Annotated in this window: 29 protein-coding genes; 7 read left to right on the top strand and 22 right to left on the bottom strand. The window is 63.6% G+C overall.

Annotated elements, in window-relative coordinates; translation table 11 throughout:
* Positions 1–111: 111 nt before the first annotated feature.
* From KG104_RS11875 to KG104_RS11900, 6 genes are all read right to left on the bottom strand, one after another.
* Complete coding sequence (locus KG104_RS11875) at positions 112–615, bottom strand: DUF3145 domain-containing protein (protein WP_104053858.1); 504 nt, start codon at positions 613–615, stop codon at positions 112–114.
* A 243-nt stretch (positions 616–858) separates the two neighbouring features.
* The gene (locus KG104_RS11880) at positions 859–1,746 is read right to left on the bottom strand and encodes a tyrosine recombinase XerC (protein ID WP_237686952.1); all 888 of its coding nucleotides are present in this window, start codon (positions 1,744–1,746) and stop codon (positions 859–861) included.
* A gap of 422 nt (positions 1,747–2,168) precedes the next feature.
* The gene (locus KG104_RS11885) at positions 2,169–2,690 is read right to left on the bottom strand and encodes a methylated-DNA--[protein]-cysteine S-methyltransferase (protein ID WP_237688590.1); all 522 of its coding nucleotides are present in this window, start codon (positions 2,688–2,690) and stop codon (positions 2,169–2,171) included.
* Between the two features lie 65 nt (positions 2,691–2,755).
* A complete protein-coding gene (gene dprA / locus KG104_RS11890; protein ID WP_237686902.1) occupies positions 2,756–3,913 on the bottom strand; it encodes a DNA-processing protein DprA in 1,158 nt (385 codons plus the stop codon).
* A gap of 47 nt (positions 3,914–3,960) precedes the next feature.
* A complete protein-coding gene (locus tag KG104_RS11895) occupies positions 3,961–5,508 on the bottom strand; it encodes a YifB family Mg chelatase-like AAA ATPase (RefSeq protein ID WP_207347118.1) in 1,548 nt (515 codons plus the stop codon).
* Positions 5,505–5,864 carry a YraN family protein gene (locus KG104_RS11900; protein WP_104161342.1) on the bottom strand — a complete coding sequence of 120 codons (360 nt, stop codon included), beginning with the start codon at positions 5,862–5,864 and terminating at the stop codon, positions 5,505–5,507. The genes KG104_RS11895 and KG104_RS11900 overlap by 4 nt, the downstream gene beginning before the upstream one ends.
* 311 nt (positions 5,865–6,175) lie before the next feature.
* Here KG104_RS11900 and KG104_RS11905 point away from each other — a divergent pair, with 311 nt between their 5' ends.
* Complete coding sequence (locus tag KG104_RS11905; RefSeq protein WP_207347119.1) at positions 6,176–7,003, top strand: LPXTG cell wall anchor domain-containing protein; 828 nt, start codon at positions 6,176–6,178, stop codon at positions 7,001–7,003.
* Positions 7,004–7,087: 84 nt separating this feature from the next.
* Here KG104_RS11905 and KG104_RS11910 read toward each other — a convergent pair whose 3' ends face one another.
* Both KG104_RS11910 and KG104_RS11915 read right to left on the bottom strand, forming a co-directional pair.
* Positions 7,088–7,840 (bottom strand): STM3941 family protein, encoded by a 753-nt coding sequence (locus tag KG104_RS11910; RefSeq protein ID WP_207347120.1) that lies wholly within the window; start codon positions 7,838–7,840, stop codon positions 7,088–7,090.
* 58 nt (positions 7,841–7,898) lie between these two features.
* Positions 7,899–8,600 carry a 2'-5' RNA ligase family protein gene (locus KG104_RS11915; protein ID WP_207347121.1) on the bottom strand — a complete coding sequence of 234 codons (702 nt, stop codon included), beginning with the start codon at positions 8,598–8,600 and terminating at the stop codon, positions 7,899–7,901.
* Between the two features lie 47 nt (positions 8,601–8,647).
* Between KG104_RS11915 and KG104_RS11920 the strand changes: the two genes are divergently transcribed.
* The gene (locus tag KG104_RS11920; protein ID WP_104053849.1) at positions 8,648–9,268 is read left to right on the top strand and encodes a GNAT family N-acetyltransferase; all 621 of its coding nucleotides are present in this window, start codon (positions 8,648–8,650) and stop codon (positions 9,266–9,268) included.
* A 14-nt stretch (positions 9,269–9,282) separates the two neighbouring features.
* Here the strand turns inward: KG104_RS11920 and KG104_RS11925 are convergent, their stop codons facing one another.
* The 14 genes from KG104_RS11925 to ffh form a co-directional block, all read right to left on the bottom strand.
* On the bottom strand, positions 9,283–9,606 hold the full coding sequence (locus tag KG104_RS11925) for a DUF2469 domain-containing protein (protein WP_104053848.1): 324 nt from the start codon (positions 9,604–9,606) through the stop codon (positions 9,283–9,285).
* Positions 9,607–9,613: 7 nt separating this feature from the next.
* Positions 9,614–10,369 (bottom strand): ribonuclease HII, encoded by a 756-nt coding sequence (locus KG104_RS11930; protein ID WP_207347122.1) that lies wholly within the window; start codon positions 10,367–10,369, stop codon positions 9,614–9,616.
* On the bottom strand, positions 10,366–11,172 hold the full coding sequence (gene lepB, locus KG104_RS11935; RefSeq protein WP_104053846.1) for a signal peptidase I: 807 nt from the start codon (positions 11,170–11,172) through the stop codon (positions 10,366–10,368). Before lepB (KG104_RS11935) ends, KG104_RS11930 begins: the two co-directional genes overlap by 4 nt.
* A gap of 11 nt (positions 11,173–11,183) precedes the next feature.
* Positions 11,184–11,906: a signal peptidase I gene (gene lepB, locus KG104_RS11940; protein ID WP_237685196.1), complete on the bottom strand. Its 723-nt coding sequence runs from the start codon at positions 11,904–11,906 to the stop codon at positions 11,184–11,186.
* Positions 11,907–11,911: 5 nt separating this feature from the next.
* A complete protein-coding gene (gene rplS / locus KG104_RS11945) occupies positions 11,912–12,271 on the bottom strand; it encodes a 50S ribosomal protein L19 (RefSeq protein WP_104053845.1) in 360 nt (119 codons plus the stop codon).
* A gap of 220 nt (positions 12,272–12,491) precedes the next feature.
* Positions 12,492–13,298: a tRNA (guanosine(37)-N1)-methyltransferase TrmD gene (trmD, locus tag KG104_RS11950; protein WP_207347123.1), complete on the bottom strand. Its 807-nt coding sequence runs from the start codon at positions 13,296–13,298 to the stop codon at positions 12,492–12,494.
* Complete coding sequence (gene rimM / locus KG104_RS11955) at positions 13,299–13,895, bottom strand: ribosome maturation factor RimM (RefSeq protein ID WP_207347124.1); 597 nt, start codon at positions 13,893–13,895, stop codon at positions 13,299–13,301.
* Positions 13,896–14,083: 188 nt separating this feature from the next.
* Positions 14,084–14,326, bottom strand: a complete 243-nt coding sequence (locus tag KG104_RS11960) for an RNA-binding protein (RefSeq protein ID WP_104053842.1) — start codon at positions 14,324–14,326, stop codon at positions 14,084–14,086.
* 1 nt (position 14,327) lies between these two features.
* On the bottom strand, positions 14,328–14,726 hold the full coding sequence (gene rpsP / locus KG104_RS11965; protein ID WP_104053841.1) for a 30S ribosomal protein S16: 399 nt from the start codon (positions 14,724–14,726) through the stop codon (positions 14,328–14,330).
* A 216-nt stretch (positions 14,727–14,942) separates the two neighbouring features.
* A complete protein-coding gene (locus tag KG104_RS11970) occupies positions 14,943–15,830 on the bottom strand; it encodes a VOC family protein (protein ID WP_207347125.1) in 888 nt (295 codons plus the stop codon).
* A gap of 88 nt (positions 15,831–15,918) precedes the next feature.
* On the bottom strand, positions 15,919–16,431 hold the full coding sequence (locus tag KG104_RS11975) for a GNAT family N-acetyltransferase (protein WP_207347126.1): 513 nt from the start codon (positions 16,429–16,431) through the stop codon (positions 15,919–15,921).
* 44 nt (positions 16,432–16,475) lie between these two features.
* On the bottom strand, positions 16,476–17,222 hold the full coding sequence (locus tag KG104_RS11980) for an alpha/beta fold hydrolase (protein WP_207347127.1): 747 nt from the start codon (positions 17,220–17,222) through the stop codon (positions 16,476–16,478).
* Positions 17,212–17,796, bottom strand: coding sequence for an NUDIX domain-containing protein (locus KG104_RS11985; RefSeq protein WP_181032501.1), 585 nt, complete (start codon positions 17,794–17,796; stop codon positions 17,212–17,214). The genes KG104_RS11980 and KG104_RS11985 overlap by 11 nt, the downstream gene beginning before the upstream one ends.
* 146 nt (positions 17,797–17,942) lie before the next feature.
* Positions 17,943–19,526 carry a signal recognition particle protein gene (gene ffh, locus KG104_RS11990; protein ID WP_104053837.1) on the bottom strand — a complete coding sequence of 528 codons (1,584 nt, stop codon included), beginning with the start codon at positions 19,524–19,526 and terminating at the stop codon, positions 17,943–17,945.
* Between the two features lie 129 nt (positions 19,527–19,655).
* Between ffh and KG104_RS11995 the strand changes: the two genes are divergently transcribed.
* The 5 genes from KG104_RS11995 (at position 19,656) to KG104_RS12015 (ending at position 24,363) form a co-directional block, all read left to right on the top strand.
* Positions 19,656–21,065 (top strand): glucose-6-phosphate dehydrogenase, encoded by a 1,410-nt coding sequence (locus tag KG104_RS11995; protein ID WP_207347128.1) that lies wholly within the window; start codon positions 19,656–19,658, stop codon positions 21,063–21,065.
* 135 nt (positions 21,066–21,200) lie between these two features.
* On the top strand, positions 21,201–21,896 hold the full coding sequence (locus KG104_RS12000) for a DUF6318 family protein (RefSeq protein ID WP_207347129.1): 696 nt from the start codon (positions 21,201–21,203) through the stop codon (positions 21,894–21,896).
* Positions 21,897–21,904: 8 nt separating this feature from the next.
* Positions 21,905–22,798 carry a PKD domain-containing protein gene (locus tag KG104_RS18135; protein WP_237686904.1) on the top strand — a complete coding sequence of 298 codons (894 nt, stop codon included), beginning with the start codon at positions 21,905–21,907 and terminating at the stop codon, positions 22,796–22,798.
* A gap of 48 nt (positions 22,799–22,846) precedes the next feature.
* Positions 22,847–23,524: a DUF6318 family protein gene (locus KG104_RS12010; RefSeq protein WP_207347130.1), complete on the top strand. Its 678-nt coding sequence runs from the start codon at positions 22,847–22,849 to the stop codon at positions 23,522–23,524.
* Between the two features lie 167 nt (positions 23,525–23,691).
* Entirely contained in the window at positions 23,692–24,363 is a 672-nt protein-coding gene (locus KG104_RS12015; RefSeq protein ID WP_207347131.1) for a DUF6318 family protein, read from the top strand.
* Positions 24,364–24,428 lie beyond the last annotated feature (65 nt).

Genomic DNA, 24,428 nt, shown 5'->3' on the forward strand with positions numbered 1-24,428 from the left:
CGACGCAGAAGAGGGAGGACCAACAGGTCCTCCCTCTTCTGCGTTTATGTGCGACTTCTGTGTTTATGTCCGACCCAGCGTTTATGTGCGGCCAGCCTGAAACCCGGGCAGTTATCCGACCTGGTGAAGCCAGCGGACATTGGCTCCGTCACCTGCATGCCGGAAGGGTTCAAGCTCGTCATCCCATGCTTCGCCCAGGGCCAGGGACAGCTCATGATAAACAGCTGAGGGGTCACCCGCCCCGTTCTCGTAGGCGTACCGAATCCGGTCTTCCGACACCATGATGTTGCCGTGGACGTCAGTGGCGGCGTGGAATATGCCCAGTTCGGGAGTGTGGCACCAGCGGCTGCCGTCAGCTCCGGGACTCTGGTCCTCGGTGACTTCATACCGGAGGTGGGCCCAGCCGCGCAGCGCGGAAGCCAGAAGGGATCCCGTTCCCTGCGGACCGGTCCATTCCAATTCGGTCCGCAGCATTCCGGGAGCAGCCGGCTGAGGGGTCCACTTTAGATCCGTTCGCTTTTCCACGACGGATCCGATAGCCCACTCGATATGGGGGCACAACGCAGACGGGGCGGAGTGTATGAATAACACGCCGTGGGCCATCACAACAGACATTCCATCCTCCATAGCTGTAGGTACGTCTTCCCCAACGACCTTCAACCTGAGTGAAATCCTTGTGTTGCTTGTCTGACCCAGTACGAACTGCGCCTAATAAACTCTGCTGATGCCTTTCGATTCGACGAGACTTTCGTGATTCTCTGAGACTTTCGTTCGATGTGAACTTAGCCTTATTGTGCCGCAAGTTATCCGTTTGCGCCAATAATCGGTACAGCCCTTTCGGCACCTTCAATTCTGCGATCAGGCCCGGGGATGGGCCTGCTGGTAGCTCGCGCGCAATCGGTCCACGGATACGTGCGTATACAGCTGCGTCGTGGCCAGGGAGGAGTGTCCAAGGATTTCCTGCACGGCTCTCAGATCCGCACCGCCGTCGAGCAGATGAGTTGCGGCTGAGTGCCGCAGCGCGTGCGGTCCGGTGGCGCCGGTGTCTCCCAGGGCTTCAAAGAGTCCGGAGACAACTGAGCGGACCTGCCGCTGGTCAACCCGCCTGCCGCGTTGGCCCAGGAACAGGGCCGGACCGCTTTCGGCAGTTGCCAGTGCCGGCCGGCCGCGGCGCAGCCAGGCGTCTACGGCTGCTGCTGCGGGCTGCCCGTACGGAACGGTCCGCTCCTTGTTTCCCTTGCCGATCACCGTCAGCGTGCGGCGTTCCGGGTTCAGATCGTCGATGTCCAATCCGGTTAGCTCCCCTACCCGGATCCCGGTGGCATAAAGCAGCTCCACGAGAGCATGGTTTCGGACTGCGACGGGGTCTCCTTCAGCGGCGGCTGCCGCGAGCGTGTCAAAGAGGTCCCCGACCTGTCCGGCGCGCAGCACTGCGGGCAGAGTCTTGTCGCGCTTCGGTGCACGGAGCCGGAGCGCCGGGTCCGCACTGATAAGTTCCTCGCGGAGGGCCCACCCGGTAAAGCTGCGCGCAGTGGCGGCCCGGCGAGCCAGCGTAGACCGGGCCAGGCCAGCCGCACTGAGGGCACCCAACCAACCGCGCAGGACGCCCAGATCGAGGCCTTCCAGAGTCCGCACTCCCCCGGCCAGCGCATAGTTCAACAGCTGGGCAACGTCGCCCTCATATGCCCGGACAGTGTGCTCGGACCGGCCGCGTTCGCTGGTCAGGTAGCGGCTGAACCGGCGCAGGGCCCGGCTGAACTCTCCCGGCCAGGCAGGGGTCTCGGCGCGGGATGCTTCGCTCGCCTCTTTATTCACCCCTTTACTGTCCTCGCATCGCTGTCTGTCCTCAAGCAGGCACACCGGCGGCGGACTGATCTACCTCCGTCATGGCGGCGAGTTGAAGGGCACTACCCTGCGGATCCGGCATCTTCCACGTCCCGGCATCTTCCGCGTCCCGGCACTGCTTCGCCGGGCGCGGCCACGATGGGACAGCACCGTCTCCACCACATTGTTCGCTGATCTTGTTCGCTGAGGCCGCGCCAGGACATCGGCGTGTGGGTCCTCGGCATACCCGAGAACCCGCACGCCTCAGAACGACCTCACATTTTGGGTGACCGAAAGGCCGACGCCGCCGGCCAGGTCCGTGACCCAGGCCGTCACGGGACTCCTTAGGCGGGCAAACCTGCTGCCTCGGCACACTGGATGCGCAGCGCCGCGGTAGCCTCTGAGCTCTCGTGTTCCAGCAGAAACCTTTTCGAATCGATACCCGAGGAGTAGCCGGTTAGGGAACCGCGTGATCCTACGACTCGGTGGGTTGGGATGACGATGTTCAGCGGGTTGCGGGAAAGGGCGGCACCCACGCTTCGGGCTTTGGCTGCATCTCCCAGCCGGATGGCCAATTCCTTGTAGCTGCAGGTTTGGCCGTAGGGAATGGCTGACACTTCGGCCCAGACGAGGCGTTGGAAGTCGGTGCCTCTTATTTCGAGATCCAGGTCGAAGCAACAGCGGTGGCCTGCGAAGTACTCGCTGAGTTGGCGTTCAGCTTCTTCGAATCCATCCTCCACGATGCGCCCCAGTCCGTGATCGGCTGCGGGGTCGGGCGCCCCGGCGAAAACGGCTTTGAGGGATCCTTCCTCAGAGGCCAGGGTAAGGATTCCCAGCGGCGTGACAACACTCTTGTGGATTCGCACGGCAGTTCCTTTCAATAGGTGGTTCGCAATGTGGGGGTTGAGGCGAGGGTGCGGACAGTGAGGGTTTATCTGCGGCTTCTCCGCCATTTGTCAGGCCCGTCCCGGGCGGCGAGATCTTCGAGTTCCAGACGAGCCAGGCCGGCCCGGACGGAGGGCACCGACAACCCGGCGACGGAAGCCAGCTTTTCAACCGGAGATCCGCTGCGCAGCGGCAGTGCATCGAGGAGCAGCATGTCTTCGATCGTCAGCCCGTCGTGGACGGCCTGAGGTGCCTCGCGGGCGCTGCCTGCGGTGTCATCGGTCGATCCGATCGGGCCGCCCAATTCAGCTACTTCGGCCGCGTCCGTCACACAGACGGCGCTGCCGTCGCGCAGCAGTCGGTGACAGCCCGCTGAGTTGGCTGAATACACGGAGCCGGGAACTGCGCCTACTTCGCGTCCCAGTGCCGCTGCATGGTGTGCGGTATTGAGGGCGCCGGACCGCCATCGTGCTTCCACTACGACGGTCACGGCGCTGAGGGCGGCGATGATCCGGTTGCGCTGTAGAAACCTCCAGCGGGTGGGCGAGGACCCGGGAGGGACTTCCGACAGAAGGAGGCCACGGCGGACAACTTCGCGAAGGAGTTCCTCATTGCCCGCCGGATAGTAGCGGTCCACTCCGCAGGCCATGACGGCGATGGTGGGAATGCGGGCGAGGCTTGCCGTAGCCAGGGCCGCACGGTGGGCCTGGGCATCAATACCGTAGGCGCCGCCGGAAACCACGGTCCATCCCCGGGTTACGAGCCCGGCCGCGATGTCTCCGGTCACTGACGCGCCGTACCCCGTGCTGTCCCGTGACCCGACAACGGCCGCGGTCTGGTGCAGCGCCGGGATTCCCTTGCTCAAATCCCCCCGCGCCCAGAGACACAAAGGCATTCCGAGCTCCAGATCCCGCAGAGCTTCCGGCCAGCGGGAGTCCTCGGGAATGAGCAGTTCGCCTCCTGCCCGTCCAATCATGGCGAGGTCGCGGTCGGGTGCAAGATCAGTGACCCGGGGAATCCATCGTTCCAGGGCCGACGACAGGATGTTCCCCGGTGCTGAGAGGCCGGCTGTTGCCAGGATGTCCATCACGTCGCGGGTGAGCTGCTCACCGGCCCGGACTGCACCGGTGGCCACCCGGAGTGCATCGTGCGGGCCCGCTGCTTCAACGAGCGCCAGCCCAACATTGTCTGAAGGTTCGAACATCCGGGAGAGGGCAGCCCTTGTACGCAGAAGTTCCATCCCCACGCCGTTCATGCCGCCTCCCCCTGCTGCCGGAACCCCAGTGCCTGCCCGACGTCGTCGGCGTCGGGCGCTGTGTGGCCGGCCAGATCGGCAACGCTCCACGCAATCCGCAGCACCCTGTCGTAGCCCCTTGCGGTCAATGTTTGCCGGTCCATGGCTCGGTCCAGTGACGCCGTGGCCCGCGGCGGCGGTCGCAGCGGACCTCGCAGCAGATTTCCCGCCACCTCCGCATTGGTCTCATATCCCCAGTTCTTCAGGCGCGCATGCTGGACCCGGCGGGCCTCTTCCACCCGGCCTGCTATGACAGCGCTGCCCTCGGCACACCCGTCACCGGCCAACTCCCTCAGTGAGACCCGCTGCACCTGGAGCCGCAGATCAACCCGGTCCAGCAACGGCCCCGAGAGCCGGCCGAAGTATCTGCGCCGCTGCTGCGGAGTACAGGTGCAATCGATTCCCTTTCCGGACGCCAGCCCGCAGGGGCAGGGGTTCGCCGCCAGCAGCAACTGGAACCGGGCCGGATAGGTAGCTGTTCCCGCTGCCCGGTGCAGTTCGACTTTCCCGCTTTCCAACGGTTGGCGCAGCGCATCCAGGACACGCCGCTCGTATTCCGGCGCTTCATCCAGGAACAGGACACCGCGGTGGGCGCGGGATGCCGCTCCCGGACGGGCAATCCCCGAACCCCCACCGATAATGGCAGCGGATGAGGCCGTGTGGTGCGGGCTCTCAAACGGCGGGCGCCGCAGCAGCTGGGAGCACGTCCGTCCGCCGGACACCAGCGAATGGATTGCGGTTACTTCCATGGCGTGGGTATCGGAGAGGTCCGGCAACAGGCTCGGAAGCCGCTCGGCCAACATCGTCTTACCCGCTCCGGGCGGGCCCGTCATCAGCAGATGATGGGCGCCGGCTGCGGCCACTTCTACCGCGAACCGCGCTTCTGCTTGCCCTGCAATATCCGACATGTCCCGCTTTGGACGAGGAGCCGCGGCAGATTCGCCGGTTCCGCTGTCCACCCGGCCCGGGATCTGCGGGGGAAAAACCAGCCGCTCAGGATCTGCACCGAGGAAGGCGGCAACTTCGGCCAGCGAACTGAATCCGTTAACCTCGGCTCCCGGGACGAGGGCCGCTTCATCGGCATTGGCTTCCGCGACGGTGATCTCCGAGTATCCGGCCTCCACGGCGGCCATGACTGCCGGCAGTATTCCCCGCACGGGCCTCAGCCGGCCGTCCAAGCCGAGCTCGGCGATAAAGACGCGGCGGCCGCTGGCTTTGATGTCGCCTGCCGCAGCGAGAGCTGCCATCACAATCGCCAAGTCGAAACCGGAACCGCGCTTGTGGACGTCGGCCGGCATCAAATTGACGGTGATCCGCCTCCGGCTCAGCGGCAGACCCGCGTTCTTGGCTGCGGATCGAACCCGGTCCTTGGCTTCGTTCAGGGACGCGTCAGGCAACCCAAGAAGGACGAACGACGGCAGTGTCTGACCGATGTCGGCTTCAACCTCCACCATGCGGCCATCCAGCCCAACGAGTCCCACCCCGTATGTCCGTCCCAGCGTCACAGCGCAACCTCTCTCAAGTGCTCGATGATCGGTGTCCCGGCACCGTTATCAAGAACCGAAACGGCGTCCACGCGGAACGAGGGATAGTGCCGGGCGGATGCCCGTCTCCATCGGGCCGCCAGCAGGTAGAGCCGTGCCAGCTTCGCCGGCGTGATGGCTTCGAGTGGGTCCCCGTAGTCCAGGGAGGAACGGGTCTTGACCTCTACGATCACCAGCGTGTCGCCGTCGATGCCCACGAGGTCAATTTCACCGTCGGCACACCGCCAATTGCGGTCCACTACTTCGATGCCGATGGCGGTCAGATAGGCGGCGGCAAGCTCCTCACCGCGCTGTCCCAGGGTGTCCTTAGCTCTCATGTGCCCACCCTGCGCTCTTCTCGGAACGTTTGCCGGGCGACGGCCATGGGCTGTGGACGGCCCTTCCCGTTTTAGTAACGAGCGCGTCTTGGGGAGGAATTGCGCCGCACAGCAAGTCTTGTCGTGATCTTGATGCCATCTTGAGTGCGATCTGAGGATGCTTCGGCAGGATGAACGGGCCCCCCGAGAGAACACTGAAGTTTTAACCGATTGTCGAAGGAACCATGAAACAGGTCTTAAAACCAACGGCCGCTGCGGCCGCTACTGCACTATCGATAGGGGCCTTCTCTCTGGCCGTCATACAACCGGCTGTGGCAACCGGTCCCGACGACGGCGCGGGCACCGACACTTCCGTATCCCAGGAAGTCGGCGCGTACGTCTACAAAAAGAATGACCCTGCGAAGCCTGCTGCTTGGGAAAACTCTGGTCCCCAGAGCCTCCTGGCCACCCAAGAGGGTACAGACTGGTTTACGGACATAATCGGCCTGCTGCCCGACTACGTCTGCGGACCGGGCTGGGGCATCCAGCAGGACAAACTGGACATCACAGGGGCTTTCGTCTGGCCCGAAACAATTGTCTACCCTGAAGAATTTGAGGGACCGGTCACGCTGACCGATAACAGGCATGATGACCTTGAGGTCTACGGCCCGATTCCAGAATGCGAAACGGAGCCCACTCCGGAACCCACGCCCACACCGGATCCCAAGCCGACTCCGGACCCGGAGCCGACACCCACGCCGGATCCCACGCCGGATCCCACACCGGAGCCCACGCCCGCGCCGGACCCCAAGCCGACACCGGAACCAACGCCCACGCCGGACCCCAAGCCCACGCCGGATCCGACACCGGAGCCCACGCCAACACCGGAGCCCACGCCCACGCCGGACGCCACGCCGGAGCCCACGCCGGACCCCAAGCCGACACCGGAGCCAACCCCGGATCCCAAGCCCACCCCGGAACCCACCGTTCCGGAAGATGATCCGACGGTACCGCCGGTAGCCACCGACTCTCCCCGGCTGCCGAATACCGGAGCTGATTCCACGACGGCTGCTATGGCCGGAGCAGGACTGCTGCTTGCCGGCCTGGGTGCTACCGCCCTGGTTCGCAACCGCCGACGCACTGAGGTAAGCGACAGCTAACCTGCAGTCGCTCAAATGACAGGTCGGCCCCGGTGCTCTGCGCCGGGGCCGACCTGTTCCTGTCCCTGCGTCTGTTCGCCCGGGCTACGCCCCGGAACGCCGCTTCACGGCCTGATGGTAGTTTTCGATATCCCGGACCACCGTGTCAGCGGATCCCCTGAACACAAACGGTGAAAAGGTAATGTCCCATCCGCACAGGCCACGGTTCCAGGCCAGAGTGCCGGCCACGTCCTGCAGGGGAAGGGAGGCTTCGTCCTGCCGCGGCAGGGACCGTAGATGCCCCAGCGAGCGTTTCATGGAACGGTTGGAGCGCACGGAACCCCCGGCGATCTTGGGCAATGCGACGGCCGTAAACCTAGCCGCGGTATTTGCACCCCGCATCAGCCGAAGTTCATCCGGCGTGAACGACTTCACGAACCGCTCGTAGGAGTTCAGCCGGATGCCAATGACCTTTGTTCCGCTGGACCCTCCGGGGATCCGCCCGATTCCCGCAGCATCGAAATCTTCCCACGGAATAAAGCCGCCCGACTCCGGCTTGATGCCTTCTTCGGACAGGGTAAGGACCGTCGGCTGACGCAGCTTGGTCCAGAGCGCCCAGAGCCCGCCGCCACCGAAAAATAGCACGGTGACTGAGCCCATGAGCACGGAGCCCCAATCGGGAAACTTGGAAATCAAGTAGATTCCTGCCAGGACGAAGGGAACGCAGAGAAGCGCCATCCCCAGCAGGCGGAGTTTCGATACCGAGAACACCAGCGGCGCCGGCTTCGGCCGCGCCGAATTCTCCGGCCCCGGGTGGTGCAGACCGGATCCCCCGCCACCCACACCCGTTCCAGGCATTCCGTTCCCCCATTTTCCCCGAAAGCTGCTGCCGTCGCCGCTTTATACTACGACGGCGTCAGCCGGCCTCCGGATACACCACCGGCATGGACTCCAGCCGAACCCGGGCCGGGACAATACTGCCGTCTTCCGGGGCAGAACCGTAGTGCACGCCGTGCCGCTCACCGCCGTACAGCGAACCGCCGTGCACAGGTGCCGGCAGCGTCCCGGCAAAGCCGCGCGCCAACGTGATGTGGGGACGCAGAGCGGAGGCAAACATGAAGTTGGGATCCGCAGCAGTGAAGGCTCCGACGTCGGGGATCCCGCAGCTGTTCAAGAACACTTCAAGTGCCGCGTACGCCCGTTCGTGAGCGCGCAGCAGCGCCGACGACGGAAAATACTCCAGGACCAGGGTCCGTCCGTGCCGCCCAAACCGGGACAGCACGGCCGGCTCCAGCAGGATGGGTTCCCGCGGCATGGCGGCTTCGGTCGCCGCCACGTAAGCAGCCAGACGCTCTTCATACTCGTCCCAGGAAATGTTTCCGGCAGCGGAAACCACTGCATAAACATCCCGGACCTTGCCGAAATGGATCAGTGTCAGGTGGACCTGCCGCTCAGGGACCCAGCGCGGGCGGCCGCCGTCGTTCACCTGGGTACGTGCTGCCAGCGCCTGCTGGAGGGCTAGGATAAGCTCCAGCGATCCGGCGTCGGGCCGCATCTGCGCATACAACCTTCGGTTGCCGGACAGGTATCCGGACAGCGGTGACTCGGGAAGCGCCATTTCAGCAGTTTAGGAGACGCGGGTCACAGCTGCACTAGGGTGGACCCATGCCTTATGACATTCCCGTCCTCTCCGAGTCAGAGCTCACGCTGCGCCCGCACCACGAGGCCGATATTGATCCGGTCCTCTCCCGTTGCGTTGACCCGCTGACACGCCGGTGGACCACCGTTCCCCTGGACTACACGCGGGAGATGGCCGTGGAGTACGTGGCTGCCATCTCAGTGCCGCAGGAAAAGGAGATTTCCTGGGCGCTCGAGGCGGGCGGTGCCTACGCCGGGACTTTGGACCTGCGGTTCAAGGGTGCCAACTCGGGCGATCTGGGGTTCGTCACGGCTCCGGAGTACCGGGGAAAGGGACTCATGTCGCGTGCCGTCGGTCTGGCGGTGGCCTATGCCCTGGATGATCTCGGCTGGGATGTGGTGAGCTGGTCGGCCAATGCGGGCAACGTCGGCAGCTACAAATCGGTGTGGCGCAACGGTTTCCCGCCGCCCATTGCGGTTCCGCACTTTCTGCCGCACCGGGGAAAGATGGTTGAAGGCTGGGTTTCGAGCCTCGCCGCCGAAGCACCGCGGAAGCCCTCCGGGTCTTGGGCACAGTGGAACGACGTCGCCGCCAGCCTTCCGCAGCCCTCCTCGCCGCCGCTGTTCACACCGACGCTTCGGTCCTAGGGGGCTGAGCGGCTTCAGCCCAATTCGTCGGCCTTGGGAATGGTCAGGTCGTCGTTGCGCGTGAGTTCCTCGACGTTGACGTCCTTGAACGTAATCACCCGGACGCTTTTCACGAACCGGGCCGAGCGGTAGACGTCCCAGACCCAGGCATCCTGCAGGGTCAGGTCAAAGTAGATTTCCCCGTCCGCGGACCGTGCCTGCAGGTCTACGTGGTTGGCAAGATAAAACCTGCGCTCGGTCTCCACCACATAGCTGAAGAGTCCCACCACGTCCCGGTATTCACGGTAGAGCTGGAGCTCCATGTCCGTTTCATAGTTCTCAAGGTCTTCGGCACTCATATTTCCATCATCCCCCAACGACGCTCTCATGGTCCCGGGCATCCGCTTCCGGACGTGTTCCCAGCTGCCAGGACATCCGATGCAGGGGCGTGGGCCCAAACTCGTCTATCGCCAGCCGATGGGACGCCGTGGCGTATCCCTTATTCACTTCCCAGCCGTACTGAGGATGTGTCACAGCGTAGTCCACCATCATCGTGTCCCGCTCCACCTTCGCAAGTACGCTGGCCGCGGCCACACTGAGGCAGGTCATGTCCGCCTTGATTTTGATGTGCACGGGCGCCTGGCAGCCGCCGTCGTCGTTCCCGGGAAGGTCAAAAAGACTGGCCTGGCGCGCCGGTGAAAGCCAGTTGTAGTTGCCGTCCAGAAGGACGACGTCGGGGGTCAGGTCCGCGCAGATCTGGTCCCAGGCGCGGGTGCCGGCCAGGCGCAGCGCACCCATGATGCCGTGCAGATCGATTTCCGCGGCGCTGGAATGCCCCACTCCCCAGCCCCGGGCCCACTTCTTGATTTGGGGCACCAGCGTTTCCCGGTCGCTGTGTGAGAGCAGCTTGCTGTCCCGCACGCCCTTGAGCGAACGGACGGTGGCCAGGTCAACGGCCACCAGGCCCACGCTGACCGGACCGGCCAGGGCGCCCCGGCCCACTTCGTCGCAGCCTGCCAGGACCTTGTAGCCGACGGCCGCAAAGGACCGTTCGTGCCGCAGCGTGGGGGCCTTGCTTCCGGCGCCCGTCTTGGGCCGCGGCCGGGCGGACGTCGCGGTCATCGGGATCCGGCCGGAAGGGAGCTGGAAGGATCGGGGATGTTTTCGAAGACTTCCGGGTAGCTGCCGATGAAGCCGGCGTGGTTCAGAGGCCAGGCAGTCACTGCGGCTTTGCCTTCAATGTCCTCGACGTCGATGAACCCGCCGCCGGCATCCTGGAGGTGTTCACGTGAATCAGCGGAGGCGTTGCGGTGGTCCCCCATGACCCAAACCTTGCCTTCCGGAACAACCACGTCGAACGGAATGTCCGACGGCGAGGCGCCGGGATAGATGTAGGGCTCGTTCAGAGGCTCGCCGTTGACCGTGATCCGGCCATCGGCGTCGCAGCAGACCACGTGGTCACCCTCGGTGCCGATGACGCGCTTGACCAGATGCTGCTCGGAGGTGTCCGGAATCAGGCCGACAAAAATGAGGGCGTCACGGATCCAGGCGCCGGGTCCTTCGGTGGCCGGAGGAAGCTCGGGCAGCCAGCCCTGGGTGTCCTTGAAGACCACCACGTCGCCGCGGTTCAGGTCAAAGGGTTCCGGAACCAGCAGGTTCACGAAGATCCGGTCGTTGATTTCCAGGGTTTCTTCCATGGAGCCCGAGGGAATGTAGAACGCCCGGAACAGGAAGGTCTTGATGAGGAAGGACAGGAGCAGCGCGATCACGATGATGGTGGCGACTTCGCGGAGCCAGCCGCCGAAACCGCGGTGCTTGTCTTTGCCGTTCCGGCCCGGGCCTGCTGCCCGGGGACGCGCCGAATGCGCTCCGTGAACGCTGGGTCCGGGATTCCGGGTGGGCTCGTCCGGGACGTTCTGAGCCATGTGCTGTCCTCTTATTTCGCCGTGTTCCACTCGGCTCCTAACTCTAGCCGCTCAATATCCGAACTGCGCTCCAGCGGCCACAGGATGGCCGTCGCACGGCCAATGATGCGTTCCTCGGAGATGAGGCCGCCGCCCGGTGCGCCCAGGAGCGAACGCGAATCCGCTGACTCGGACCGGTGGTCGCCCAGAAGCCACAGCCGTCCCTCGGGGACGATGACATCGAAGTTCTTGTCGCTGGGAGCGTCTGAAGGGTAAACGTACGGCTCATCCAGCGGAGTTCCGTTCACGGTCAGCCGCGGCTCGTCTGCGGTGCAGCAGGTGACCCGGTCCCCGGGGAGTCCGATCACCCGTTTCACATAGACCGTGTCGCTGCCCATCAGCCCCACCCAGCGGGCCAGGGACTTCAGCGCCGCAACCGGGGCGGCATCTCCGCTGTTCAGCGGGGCGAGGGAGCCTCGGCCGTCAAAGACCACCACGTCTCCGCGCCGGATCTCACCGGAGCGGTACTCCGTGCGTGAGACCGCCACGCGGTCGCCCGGTTCCAGCAGCGGCTGCATCGATTCGGACGGAATGTAATAGACGTCCACGATAAACGCGCGGACCAGTGCCGCCAGCACAACCGCTGCGGCGAGAGCGCAGAGCACAAAACGCCAGCCCACAATCGTGGACCGGCGTTTCGTGTGCTTCCGGGAGGAGTCCGAAGATTCCCCGGAAGCGGATGCTGCGTGGATCAAGAAATTTACTTGGCGGGACGTGCGTCGCGCTTTTCCTTGATCTTGGCTGCCTTGCCGCGCAGGTCGCGCATGTAGTACAGCTTGGCGCGGCGGACGTCACCCTTGGAGACGACCTCGATCTTGTCGAGAACCGGGGAGTGCACCGGGAAGGTACGCTCCACGCCGACGCCGAAGCTGACCTTGCGGACCGTGAAGGTCTCGCGCAGGCCGTCGCCCTGGCGCTTCATGACGAAGCCCTGGAAGACCTGAACACGGGTGTTCTTGCCTTCGATGATGTTTACGTGAACCTTGACCGTGTCACCGGCGCGGAACTCGGGGATGTCTGAACGCAGCGAGGCTGCATCAACAGAATCTAGGATGTGCATTGTTTATCACTCCTGGTGAACGCCACAGGTCATTCACTTTGGTAACGGCAGGCAAGGATGCGGCCACGAAGGACTGCACAGATGCTGCCGAAGCTATAAGACCGGCGAAGCCGAGGATTGGCCGCCGGTGTGTATTCTGTTGGCCGCGCTCCCCCTGTGGCAGGTGCGGACCCAGATGACACAGTTATCTATTCTGCCACACCCGGACAAACGCCACCAATCACCCGAGGGGCAGGATCCGGTCCTTCGTCACTTCGTATCCCATGGATGCCAGCGCGGCCTTGTCGGCCTTGGTTAGCTGGGAGACGTCGAACTTTTCCAGCAGGTCCGGCCGGCGGGCTGCGGTGCGCTGCAGCTGCTGCTCGCGGCGCCACTGGGCGATCTTGCCGTGGTTGCCGCTGAGCAGGATGTCCGGCACATTCCGGTCCCTCCACGAAGAGGGCTTGGTGTAGACCGGGTATTCCAGCAGGCCGTCGGAGTGCGATTCCTCCACCAGGGATTCGGGATTGCCGACGACGCCGGGCACCAGGCGGCCAATGGCCTCCACCATGGCCAGCACGGCAACCTCTCCCCCGTTGAGCACATAATCCCCGAGGCTCACCGGACGCACATCAAAACGCTCATCGGCCCACTCCAGGACGCGCTCATCAATGCCCTCGTAGCGTCCGCAGGCGAACACAAGGTGCTTCTCTTCGGCCAGCTCATAGGCCATAGCCTGGGTGAACACGGCCCCCGCGGGCGAGGGGACGATCAGCACGGGGCGGGTTTCAGCGTCGGGGGTGACGCCGTCGCCGGTCCCCGCCTCCGCAACAGAACCCAGCGCCTGCGCCCAGGGCTCGGCCTTCATGACCATGCCGGCGCCGCCGCCGTAGGGGGTGTCATCCACGGTGCGGTGGCGGTCCGTGGTGAAGTCCCGCAGGTCGTGGACGTTGAGGTCCAGCAGCCCATCCTGCCGGGCCTTGCCGATCAGCGACAGATCCAGTGCCGCCAAATACTCCGGGAAAATGCTGACTACATCAATACGCACTTAGCGGCCGGCCTCGTTCTGAGCGTCCTTGTCCTTGCTGCCGCTGTCCTTCTCCGGCTTGTCCTTCTTGTCCTGCTTGTCCTCGGGGAGATTCAGCTCAAACAAGCCCTCCGGCGGGGTAAGCAGCACGTAGCCGCCCTCAACGTTGACCTCGGGCACGATGGCTTCGACGAAGGGAACAAAGACCTCACGGCCCTCATTGTCGTCAATCACCAGCAGGTCCTGGACGGTGAGGGTGCGCAGGCCGCTGACGGTACCCACGACGTCGTCGCCGATTCGAGCCTTCAGCCCTACCAGCTCGTGCTCGTACCAGCCCTCGTCGTCGTCCTCATCATCCAGTTCATCGATGTCGACAGAGAGCATTGCCCCGCGCAGCTCCTCAGCGCCGTTGCGGTCCACCACTTCGTCGAATCCGAGCAGAAGGATGTCCTTGTTCCAGCGGGCGCTGATGACCGTGAGCGGGCCCTTGGACGCAGGCTCGACGATGAGCTCGGTTCCGGGCACAAAGCGGTCCTCGGGGGCATCAGTCAGTACCTGGACGGTTACTTCGCCGCGGATGCCGTGCGGCTTGCCGATGCGTGCCACCTGTAACTGCATGGGGGAATCTCCTTGTATTGGTGCGGCGGGGTGCTGCAACCGGGGTTGGGCAGGTTAGGGCCCGGAAAACACATCAGGCCCCTCCACCATTATCTGGTGCAGGGGCCGGATGCCGTGAACTGCGTTCAACTGGTACTGCTATGAAAGTGCTGTGAACTGCCGATGCAGTCCGGCCGTGCCGCGGATTGTCAGCGGCGGCGGTCGGTATCCACTACATCGACGCGAACCGGCTCTCCGTTCGCGAGGGCGGCGATCACGGTGCGCAATGCACGTGCCGTCCGTCCCTGGCGTCCGATGACGCGGCCCAGATCATCCTGATGAACTCGCACCTCGAGGGTTTCCCCGCGGCGGTTGCTCTTGGCGGAAACCTTGACGTCCTCAGGACTGTCAACGATTCCGCGGACGAGATGCTCCAGCGCTTCGGCCAGCAAGTTACTCGGCCTCAGCCTCTGCGGGAGCCTCGTCCTTCTTGGCCTTCGGGGTGATGGCCTCGGGAACAATCACGGACTTCTTTTCGGGAGCCACGAAAGCTTCCTTGGGAGCCTTGACCTGGAGGGTGCCCTCCTGGCCTTCGATGTTCTTGAACTTCTGCCAGTCACCGGTGATCTTCAGCAGAACTGCAACCTGCTCGGTGGGCTGGGCGCCGACGCTGAGCCAGTACTGCGCACGGTCAGACTTGATGTCGATGTACGACGGGTTCTCGGTCGGACGGTACAGTCCGATCTCCTCGATGGCACGGCCATCGCGCTTGGCACGGGAATCCATGACAACAACGCGGTAGTGTGCTGAGAACTTCTTGCCGAGGCGCTTAAGGCGAATCTTTACGGCCACTTTAGTGGTCACTCCTGATCTGAAATGGGGCGAACCCGTACTTCTGCTCCCGTGGGGCGGGCCATAACGTTGGGGTTCAAAAAGGACAAGATGCATGCACGGAGAGAGGGGCCGCGCAGATCGAGTACCTGACCATTGTGCCAGATGAGTCCATCTTTGGCGACTCGGGTGCCGGCGGGTCGATTGCCGGGCCAAGCGCGGCAGGGAACGGCTGGATCAGCCGACAGCAACGCGCAGCCGGTTGCGCCAGGGATCCTCGAACCTTAGCTCAGCGCCCGTGTGGTGGCTGGAAATCCCGGCCACCTTCAGCCGGTCGGCCAGGCCTGCGACGTCGTCGGCGGACGGAACACTGATAAGCACCTCGCTTAGGCCCAGGGTGTCGCGGCGGGGTCCGGCGCCGCGGCTGTTCCAGACATTCATGGCCATGTGGTGGTGATAGCCGCCGGCAGAAACGAACAGTGCCTGCCCATGGAACCCGGCGGTGCGCTCAAATCCGAGGGTATCCACGTAGAACGCTGCGGCCGCGTCGGTGTCCCCCACCTGCAGATGCACGTGCCCCACGCCGGCGGCGGCCGTGCGCAGTCCGTCGAACGCAGCCTCGGTCAGATGTTCCCGGAAGTAGGTTTGCGGCGAGAGGGCAAGAGATGCCATGCGCACCTCGCGGCCGGACGCCGTGTCATCCCAGTTCCAGGTTTCCCGGGGCTTGTCATAGTAAAGCTCGATCCCGTTGCCTTCGGGGTCGGTGAAGTAGAAAGCCTCGCTCACCAGGTGGTCCGCGGAACCCACAAAGGCGGCCGGATCATATTGTGCAGCTGCCGCCACAGTGGCTGCCAGATCGGCCTGGGTCTCGAAAAGGATCGCGGTGTGGAACAGCCCGGCCTCACCCCGGGCCGCCACGCGAAGACCGGGTGCCGGAGCCAGGTGCACCACGGGAACGGCTCCGCGCCCCAGATACTGGCCGCCGTCGGCCTCCGCTATGATTTCGAGCCCGAGCGCCCCGCGGTAGTAAGCGGAGACCTTCTCCATGTCACCGACTTTGAGCATTACGGTGCCCATGGACAGATCGGCAGGCAGGAGATCGGAAGCATTTACTTGAAGGTTCATGCAATGAGTTTACTTGAAGCTTCATCTAATTCCAAGACGCACGACGGCGGCCTCATCATGTTCCGGAGCAGCTGCGCCTGCCGCCGGTCTACGTCGGATTCAGGTCCCTGCGCATCGCCACACGCAGCCCCATGTCGTCCAGTCCGAGCAGCCGCTCGTGCTCCCGCACCTCCCGCAGTTGCCCGTGCGGTTCCGGCACCTCTTCAAAGCCGCAGCTCCGATAAAACGGAGCATTGAACGGAATCTGCGCAAAAGTGCACAGCGTCATGGATCGGTAACCCTGCTCCCTGGCCCACTGCAGCGCGGATTCCACCAGCAAACGGCCCAACCCGGCACCGGCTGCCGAAGGATGCACGGAAAGCTGCTCCAGATGTGCCTGGCCGTCCACTTCCTCGATCCGGGCAAATCCCGCCGGCGGTTCTCCCGCCACCAGAATGCGGCGGGCTGAGGCCAGTTCGGCCACGGCGGCCGGCGGCGGCAGGGCGCCTGCATGCGTGAGTGAACCGTTCGAGTCGGGCCCTATCAGGCCCTCCAGCAAGGTGTCCGACGCCGCTTCAAGGGCGGGGAGCTGAACTAAATCCTCAGCGGTGGCACTGCGCACACGCGGACGGCTGCCGGGGAGACCGCCGGAGTGCCCAATCGGCATCATGCGCCCAGGGCCGCGCGTCCGCGGTTCGCCGAGAGGAACTCCCGGATGGCCTTTCGGCCGGCGCCGGTGTCCTGCGGGCGGTGATTCCCACCCACTTGCAGGTGCTCGGCGCCGGTGGACACCAGGAAATCCGCAACCTCCTCATACAGCGGTTCCCATCCTCCGGTGAGCACCAGAGTGGGGACTCCGGGAACGATTTCCAGCGGAGCTTCCCAGGGCGGAGTCTGCAGCCGCAGACGCGCGGCCGACCGTCTGGCAGCTTCATCAGCCGGAGCAGTATGGCCCGGCCGGGCGGCACGGCCTGCGGCGGCCGCGTCGGTTGCGAAGACCCGGCGGACAAATTCGCGCTCGTACTCCTCGTCAGTCATCTCCGGCGCCGCGTCAAACAACGGCTGAAGCAGTTCGCGGTGGGCCCGGGTGGCCGGCAGGTCGCGGGTCAGTGAGAAGACTGCCGGCTCGCACAGGATCAGGGAATACACGCGGCCCGGATCCCGCAGAGCCGCCAGCATGGCCGGAACGGCGCCCGCCGCATGCGCCACCAAGTGCCCGCCGTCCCCCAGGGCTTCGCGAATGATGGCAACATCGGCCTCCAGATCCGGAGCCTGAGGGGCCGCGACGTCGTCAAAGCCGTGACGCTTGAGGAACAGGCAGTCGTAGTCCAGGGCCAGTCCGTGCTGCCGGGGCCAGGCTGCAGCTCCGAAACTTCCGGCGCCGTGCACAAATACCACTCGTTCAGCGGGCAAAACGGGACTCCTGACGTCCTAGAATTCCTTCGTAACCGTCCACCGGAGGCATCATCCGACGGGAAACCGGCGGGAGAATCGGCTCGCCGCGGGCCGGTTTGCCGTCAACCAGTTCAGTCACGGTTCCCAGGTCCAGGGCTTCCACGGCGCCGGCCAGCAGGCCGGCCGTCGCAGAGCCGAAGACCTCCGTGCCCTCCCCCAGGGCAACAAAGCGGGCTTCGCGCTCACCTCCGGCTCCACTAAAGCCTGTCACCGACGTGACCAGCGTGCCGCCGTCGAACACAAAAGCGATGGAGTCTCCCTGACCGCCGCCCTGCCGGTCCCCGCCCTGAACACAGTCCAGTACCAGCAAGCGCCCGACGTCGAACCCGGCTCCCAGCGCCTCGCTCGCCCCGCGGCGTGCGGCGGAGCGGGGGTCCTCCCCGCCCTTCACCACGCCGCCGGGAAGCTCCCAGGCCCCGGTGCCGGAGCGCACCATCAAAATCCGCCCGTCCGCGGTGCGGATCAGAGCGAAGGCAGCGGTGCTTCGCTTGAACACCGACCCGTAAAAGCCGTTCAGTCCCTGTGCTGCCACCCTTGGCCTCTTCCCCTGCTGCCGGACTTCCCCAATGTGCCGCGCCGGAACCGACCGGCGCGCCGTCGTCCGGCCCGGCAGCCAGCATACGCCGGACCGTTAAACACGCACCGCCGGACTTTTGGTCCGGCGGTGCGCAGTAAAGCCTACTTGCCCAGGAACTTTTCGAAGCCCTTGGGGAGATTCAGCGAGGCAGGATCGAAATCGGCATCCTGGCCACCGAAAGCGCTGCCGGTCGGGAGCGCTTTGCGGGCTCCGGCGCGGCGTGCCTCGGCCTCGGCGCGCTCCTGAGCCGCCTTGGCCGGGTTGCCCGACTTGGCCTTCTTCTTGCCCTTGGCTGCCTGCTGCTTCTTCCGCGAGCCGCCGAATCCGCCGGGGCCGGCCATGCCGGGCATGCCCGGGATTCCGCCGCCCGAGGCCATCTTCTTCATCATCTTCTGTGCCTGCACAAAGCGTTCCAGCAGGCCGTTGACCTCGGAAACGTGCACGCCTGAACCGCGGGCAATGCGGGCGCGGCGGGAGCCGTTGATGATCTTCGGAGCCACCCGCTCGTGCGGAGTCATGGAGCGGACAATGGCTTCCACGCGGTCGATTTCGCGCTCGTCGAAGTTTTCCAGCTGCTCACGCATGCCGGCGGCGCCGGGCATCATCATGAGCATCTTCTTCATGGAGCCCATCTTGCGCAGCTGCTGCATCTGCTGGAGGAAGTCATCCAGGGTGAAGTCTTCCTGGTCGGCGAACTTCTTCGCCATCCGGGAGGCTTCGTCCTTGTCCCAGTTCTGCTCGGCCTGCTCAATGAGGGTCAGGACGTCGCCGAGGTCCAGGATGCGGCTGGCCATGCGGTCCGGGTGGAAGACCTCAAAGTCGGTCAGGGCTTCACCGGTGGAGGCGAACATGATCGGCTTGCCGGTCACGGACGCAACGGACAGTGCGGCACCGCCGCGGGCATCGCCGTCGAGCTTGGTCAGGACGACGCCGGTGAAGTTGACGCCCTCGTTGAAGGCCTGGGCCGTATTAACGGCGTCCTGCCCGATCATCGCGTCGATAACAAAGAGGACTTCGTCCGGGTTGATGGCGGCGCGGATGTCCGCGGCCTGCTGCATCAGTTCCGCGTCCACGCCCAGGCGGCCGGCGGTGTCCACAATAACGACGTCGTGCAGTTTGGTGCGTGCCTCTTCGATGCCCTGGCGCGCGACGGCAACGGGATCGCCGGTGGCGGACTCAAACTCGGAGGAGACGCCGGGATGCGGGGCGTAGACCGGCACGCCGGCGCGTTCACCGTTGACCTGCAGCTGCTTGACGGCGTTGGGGCGCTGGAGGTCAGCGGCCACCAGCAGCGGGCTGTGGCCCTGGGACTTCAGGTGCTTGGAGAGCTTGCCGGCCAGGGTGGTCTTACCGGCACCCTGCAGACCCGCGAGCATGATGACCGTGGGCGGGTTCTTGGCCAGGCGCAGCCGGCGGGTCTCGCCGCCGAGGATGCCCACGAGCTCCTCGTTGACGATCTTCACAACCTGCTGGCCCGGGTTCAGTGCCTGCGACACCTCGAGGCCAAGCGCGCGCTCCTTGACGGAGGCGGTGAAGGCGCGGACCACGGGGACGGCGACGTCGGCGTCCAGCAGCGCGCGACGGATCTCGCGGACCGTGGCATCGACGTCGGCCTCGGTCAGCCGGCCCTTGCCGCGGAGGTTCTTGAAGGTTGTAGTCAACCGGTCAGACAGTGAATTGAACACGTGCCGCGCACTTCTTTCGTCAGATCTTCGCCATGTTTGGCAGGCCCAGCTGTTAAGGGTACCAAGGCGGGTTGGAAAACTTCCGCAAAACCCTAACCGGTTGTGCAGCCCGGATGGCAGGGTGGAGCCATGAGTGAAACTTCTCCCCTGCGCACCCTTCTAATCCTCGGCGGCACCGGCGACCTCTCCAAGCGGCTGCTGCTGCCGGGGCTGGGCCAGCTGATCGGCAGCGGCCGCGCCCCCGCCGACCTCCGCGTCATCGGTTCAGGTTCACGGGACTGGGACGACGACACCTGGCAGGACCTGCTGAAAGAGTCCTTCGCCGCTGCCCGCACCGAGGCCGACGACGACGGGAAGGAAGCGCTCGACGCCGCGGTCCGGAACGGCAGCTATCAGCAGGTGGACCTGAAGGATCCCCAGCGGCTGGTAAACGACATCCGCAGCCTGGACACACCCCTGGCCGTCTATTTTGCGCTGCCTCCGGAAGTTACGCAGTCCACCGTGGCGGCACTGAAGCCCGGGGACCTGCCCGAGGACACGCGGCTGGTGCTCGAAAAGCCGTTTGCCAGCGACGAAGCCTCGGCCCGTGAGTTAAACCGGATGCTCGCGGACCTGCTGCCTGAAAGCGACGTGTACCGGGTGGACCACTTCCTGGGCATGGCCACCGTGATGAACGTCCTCGGGCTGCGGTTCACCAACCGCATCCTGGAGCCGGTGTGGAACAACCTTCACATTGACCGCGTGGAGATTGTCTTCGACGAGAAACTGGGGCTCGAGGGACGCGCGAAGTACTACGACGGCGCCGGCGCCCTGCGCGACATGATCCAGAGCCATCTGCTGCACACCATGGCCGTCATCGCGATGGGCTCTCCGGCAACGCTTGGCCAGCGGGATGTGCGGGACTTGATCGCCGCCACGCTTCGGGCATCCAGCGTGCCGCAGGACTATAAGCGCAGTACGCGCCGGGCCCGGTGGTCTGCCGGGGAGATCGACGGCGAAGGGGTTGAGGCATATGCCGAATCCCCCGGAGTTGATCCGGACCGGGAGACGGAGACGCTCGCGGAAGTGGAGATCCAGGTCGAGAACGACCGCTGGGCCGGTGTTCCTTTCATCCTGCGCTCGGGCAAAGCGCTGGGTAAAACGCGGCAGGAGGCCGTCATTACCTTCAAGCCGGTGAGCCACCTTCCTGATGGATTCACCGGTTCGGCGGGTGAAGCCTCCCGGCTGCGGATCTCCTTCGCCCCGGCCCGGCTGGAACTGGAGTTGAACGTCAACGGTCCGGACAATGTCTTCACGCTGGAGCGGACCGGGCTCAGCGCCCCGATGCACAAATCAGCCATGACCCCGTACGGCGAAGTGCTGGACGGCATCCTTTCAGGCGATCCGCTGGTCTCGGTGCGTGCGGACATCGCGGAGGAATGCTGGCGGATTGTGGATCCGGTGCTTAAGGCATGGGCGGCCGGCGAGGTTCCGCTCGAGACGTACCCTGCCGGAACCATGGGCCCTCCGGAGTGGGAATCCAGCCGTTCGGATTTGTGACCGCTCCTACCGCCGTCGTTTTGACCGCTTTGGAAATTCCTCTGGTGCACTGTGGATAACTCCGTATGCTGTCGTCCAGCCTCGTAGCATTGGCGTCACATCCAGTCCCGCACCATTTTTCCCGGGGGTAATTCGATGATCCGCACTTCTGCCCGTTCTGCTGTTCCTGCCGCACGGTTTGGAGCGCTGGGCCTGGCCGCCATTCTGGTGCTCGGCGGGTGTTCCGGAGACGGCGGCGACCCCAACGCCGAGGCAGCCGAGGCAGCCGAGAACAACTCCAGCAGCCCTTCAGTCAGCAAGAGTTTCGACCCCACGGGAAGCGCAAGTCCCTCTGCGACGCCGACGCCCACTGCCGCCGCCTACAAACCGGCAACCGCTGAGGGCCCCGCCGAGAATGTGCCTCTGCCGGTCATGCCTGAGCTTGCGAAGGAAGAGTCCGCGGAGGGACTGAAAGCCTTCGCCACCCACTGGTACGCCCTCATGAACTACGGGTTTGAGACGGGGGAGGTGGAGCCGATGAAGCAAATTAGCGGACCGGACTGCGTCGTTTGTGGCAACGTATACAGACTCCTGGGTAATGGCTACGACGAAGAAGATTGGATATTCGGCGGGGAGCTGGTGGTTATGTCGACCAAAACAAATTATGTAGTAACCAGCAAAGGTGTATACCAAGTTCTGATACAGATAAGACAAGACCCTTATGAGTTCCGCGGCCCTGGGGGCCTTTTATATGGGGAAAATGATGGCGTAGAAGGAACTACTGTTCAAATGATTGAAGCAACCTACAATAATGGACAGTGGTTCGCCCACAATGCTGTTACGATTCAGTAAGGCCCGAAATGAAACTCAAAGTTTCCGCCATTGTGGTGTTTATCGCACTTTTCCTATCTGCCGGCGCCCCAGCTAGCGCTAAAGACAACGGCGGTGGAAGCGGAGAGGGCGGGGTGGACGACGATAGAGTTTATGTTGGTGCATACTTTGAAATTCCTGGAAGCGGTGAATGGTCCCACTTTGACACGGGGGTGCCAGAGAATCTGACTGAATACAGGTTTGAGCTAAAATGTTTTGAGGGAGACGTCGGCAACATACTCTGCCTTAATGAGAATGAAAGATATTGCAAGGCTGCGGCGGGCGGTAAATTGGTCTATTGGTTCTCACGACTAAAAGACAGTGGGCAAGCCTGGAATCCTCTGAGCCCTGATCCGTCCTGCATTTACGCAGAAAAACCACGGGATATTGGCGACCAGATTCGAGAAACCATACTCACCGAGTTCCAGTCACGACCTATATTGCCGGGCACACTTGCGTTGCAGCCAAGTCCTCACACCCTGATTGGTGCGCACACAAACTTCTACGTAGAAGCGACTGAACAAGTTTTTGACTTTGCAATGTTTGAACAAGATATTCGAATTGTCGCTCGACCAACAGAGTACGAGTGGAGCTACGGAGACGGCACCGTTTACGGTCCTGCATCTCCCGCCGGAGGACCCCTCCCCCCAGGCCGCTGGGGTGAAGAGACCTCGACTAGCCATGTATACCGGGCAACGGGAAACTTTCAAGCCTCCGTCACGGTGTACTTTTCAGCGTCGTATTCGATCAACGGCGGCCCCATGGTGCCCATCGACGGCCGAGCTACGGTCCCCTCTACCCCCGTGGCCATCAGCGTGTGGAAATCCGAATCCCACAACGTCGCCGATAACTGCCGGGTAAATCCGGCTGGCTACGGCTGCTGAGTTGGCGTCACATCTCAGTCCCGCACCGTTCCTTCCGGGAGGAATCCGATGATCCGCAATTCTGCCCAACCTGCTGTTCCCGCCGCACGGTTTGGAGCGCTGGGACTTGCAGCCATCCTGGTGCTCGGCGGATGCTCCCGATCCAGCGGCGAGCCCAACGCTGAAGCAGCCGAGAACAGCTCGAGCAGCCCTTCCTCCAGCGAAAGCACCAGCCCCATGGAAAGCGCAGCTCCTTCTGCGACACCCGCCGCCGCCTACAAGCCGGCAACCGCTGAGGGTCCTGCGGAGAACGTGCCTATGCCTGTGATGCCCGAGGTTGCGAAGGAAGAGTCCGCGGAGGGACTGAAAGCCTTCGCCACCCACTGGTACGACCTGATGAATTACGGGTTCGAAACGGGGGATGTGGAGCCGCTGAAGCAGATCAGCGGCCCGGACTGCGTCGTATGCGGGACTGCTTACAGGATCCTGGGAAACGGCTACGCCAACGACGACTGGATCCTCGGCGGAACGCTGGTGACTATGTCAACTAAAACAAATTATGCGGTGACCAGCAAGGGAGTATATCAAGTCTTGATTCAAATAAGACAAGACCCTTACGAATACCGAGGACCGGCCGGAAAACTATATGAAGTAAATAAAGGCTTGGAAGCCACTACGGTGCAAATGATCGAAGCAACCTATACCGAAAATGGGTGGTTTGCCCACAACGCCGTCACTATCCAATAGGCGCTCCACAATGCGGAGGATATATATCCCATGATTGCCATTACAACCCTCTTCATTGTCGTGAATGGCGCCGCGGCGATGGTGGTGGGAGATGGAGTCGGATCAGGCGGAGAGGGCGGAATTGCTATAACGACCAGTCCCGCACCATTTTTCCCGGGGGTAATTCGATGATCCGCACTTCTGCCTGTTCTGCTGTTCCCGCTGCACGGTTGGGAGCGCTGGGTCTGGCCGCCATCCTGGTGCTCGGCGGATGCTCCGGATCCAGCGGCGACCCCAACGCCGAGGCAGCCGAGCTCAGCCCGTTAACCAGCGAGAGGGCCGAGCCGACGGAAAACGCCACTTCCTCTGCCACACCCTCACCCACCGCCACCTACAAGCCGGCGACCGCTGAGGGGGCCGCCGAAAATGTGCCCCTGCCGGTCATGCCCGAACTCGCGAAGGAAGAGTCCGCAGAGGGCTTGCGGGCTTTCGGAGAGTATTGGTTCAGCTTAGTAAATTACGGGTTCGAAACCGGAGACTCAGCCCCGGTGATGGAAATAAGCGCGCAAGACTGTGAACGCTGCAATATCTTCTATGCGGACCTTGAAGAAGGATATGTCAACGATGACTGGATTCACGGCGGGAAGATCAACATCAACTCTGCTGGAACCCAGTTTGTGAAAACGCCCCAAGGACGCTACCAGCTACTTCTATCGATCAGACAGGAAGCGGTCGCTAACCGAGGCCCTAACGGCAAGGTATTTTTCGAGCACCAGATCGATAAGACAACAACAGCACAAATAATGGAGGCAACTTATGTCTCCGACCACTGGGTCGTGAACTTGGTTGAGAACATGTAACCGCTGAAAGCATCTGACATCACTCTGTGGATAACCCAGGATGCGTTCCGCTGCCTCGTACCCTT

The organism is Arthrobacter sunyaminii (assembly GCF_018866305.1).
Taxonomy (GTDB): domain Bacteria; phylum Actinomycetota; class Actinomycetes; order Actinomycetales; family Micrococcaceae; genus Arthrobacter_B; species Arthrobacter_B sunyaminii.

Bases quoted from the DNA above. Each gene is read 5' to 3' on its own strand.
- KG104_RS11995 (WP_207347128.1), top strand. From the start codon at position 19,656: ATGAGTGAAACTTCTCCCCTGCGCACCCTTCTAATCCTCGGCGGCACC.
- KG104_RS11915 (WP_207347121.1), bottom strand. From the start codon at position 8,600: ATGGCGCTTCCCGAGTCACCGCTGTCCGGATACCTGTCCGGCAACCGA.
- KG104_RS11900 (WP_104161342.1), bottom strand. From the start codon at position 5,864: ATGAGAGCTAAGGACACCCTGGGACAGCGCGGTGAGGAGCTTGCCGCC.
- KG104_RS11970 (WP_207347125.1), bottom strand. From the start codon at position 15,830: ATGAACCTTCAAGTAAATGCTTCCGATCTCCTGCCTGCCGATCTGTCC.
- rplS (WP_104053845.1), bottom strand. From the start codon at position 12,271: ATGCACATCCTAGATTCTGTTGATGCAGCCTCGCTGCGTTCAGACATC.
- KG104_RS12010 (WP_207347130.1), top strand. From the start codon at position 22,847: ATGATCCGCAATTCTGCCCAACCTGCTGTTCCCGCCGCACGGTTTGGA.
- lepB (WP_104053846.1), bottom strand. From the start codon at position 11,172: ATGGCTCAGAACGTCCCGGACGAGCCCACCCGGAATCCCGGACCCAGC.
- KG104_RS11910 (WP_207347120.1), bottom strand. From the start codon at position 7,840: ATGCCTGGAACGGGTGTGGGTGGCGGGGGATCCGGTCTGCACCACCCG.
- KG104_RS12015 (WP_207347131.1), top strand. From the start codon at position 23,692: ATGATCCGCACTTCTGCCTGTTCTGCTGTTCCCGCTGCACGGTTGGGA.
- KG104_RS18135 (WP_237686904.1), top strand. From the start codon at position 21,905: ATGAAACTCAAAGTTTCCGCCATTGTGGTGTTTATCGCACTTTTCCTA.
- dprA (WP_237686902.1), bottom strand. From the start codon at position 3,913: ATGTTCGAACCTTCAGACAATGTTGGGCTGGCGCTCGTTGAAGCAGCG.
- KG104_RS12000 (WP_207347129.1), top strand. From the start codon at position 21,201: ATGATCCGCACTTCTGCCCGTTCTGCTGTTCCTGCCGCACGGTTTGGA.
- KG104_RS11920 (WP_104053849.1), top strand. From the start codon at position 8,648: ATGCCTTATGACATTCCCGTCCTCTCCGAGTCAGAGCTCACGCTGCGC.
- KG104_RS11875 (WP_104053858.1), bottom strand. From the start codon at position 615: ATGTCTGTTGTGATGGCCCACGGCGTGTTATTCATACACTCCGCCCCG.
- KG104_RS11930 (WP_207347122.1), bottom strand. From the start codon at position 10,369: ATGACCGCGACGTCCGCCCGGCCGCGGCCCAAGACGGGCGCCGGAAGC.
- rimM (WP_207347124.1), bottom strand. From the start codon at position 13,895: ATGCAGTTACAGGTGGCACGCATCGGCAAGCCGCACGGCATCCGCGGC.
- KG104_RS11925 (WP_104053848.1), bottom strand. From the start codon at position 9,606: ATGAGTGCCGAAGACCTTGAGAACTATGAAACGGACATGGAGCTCCAG.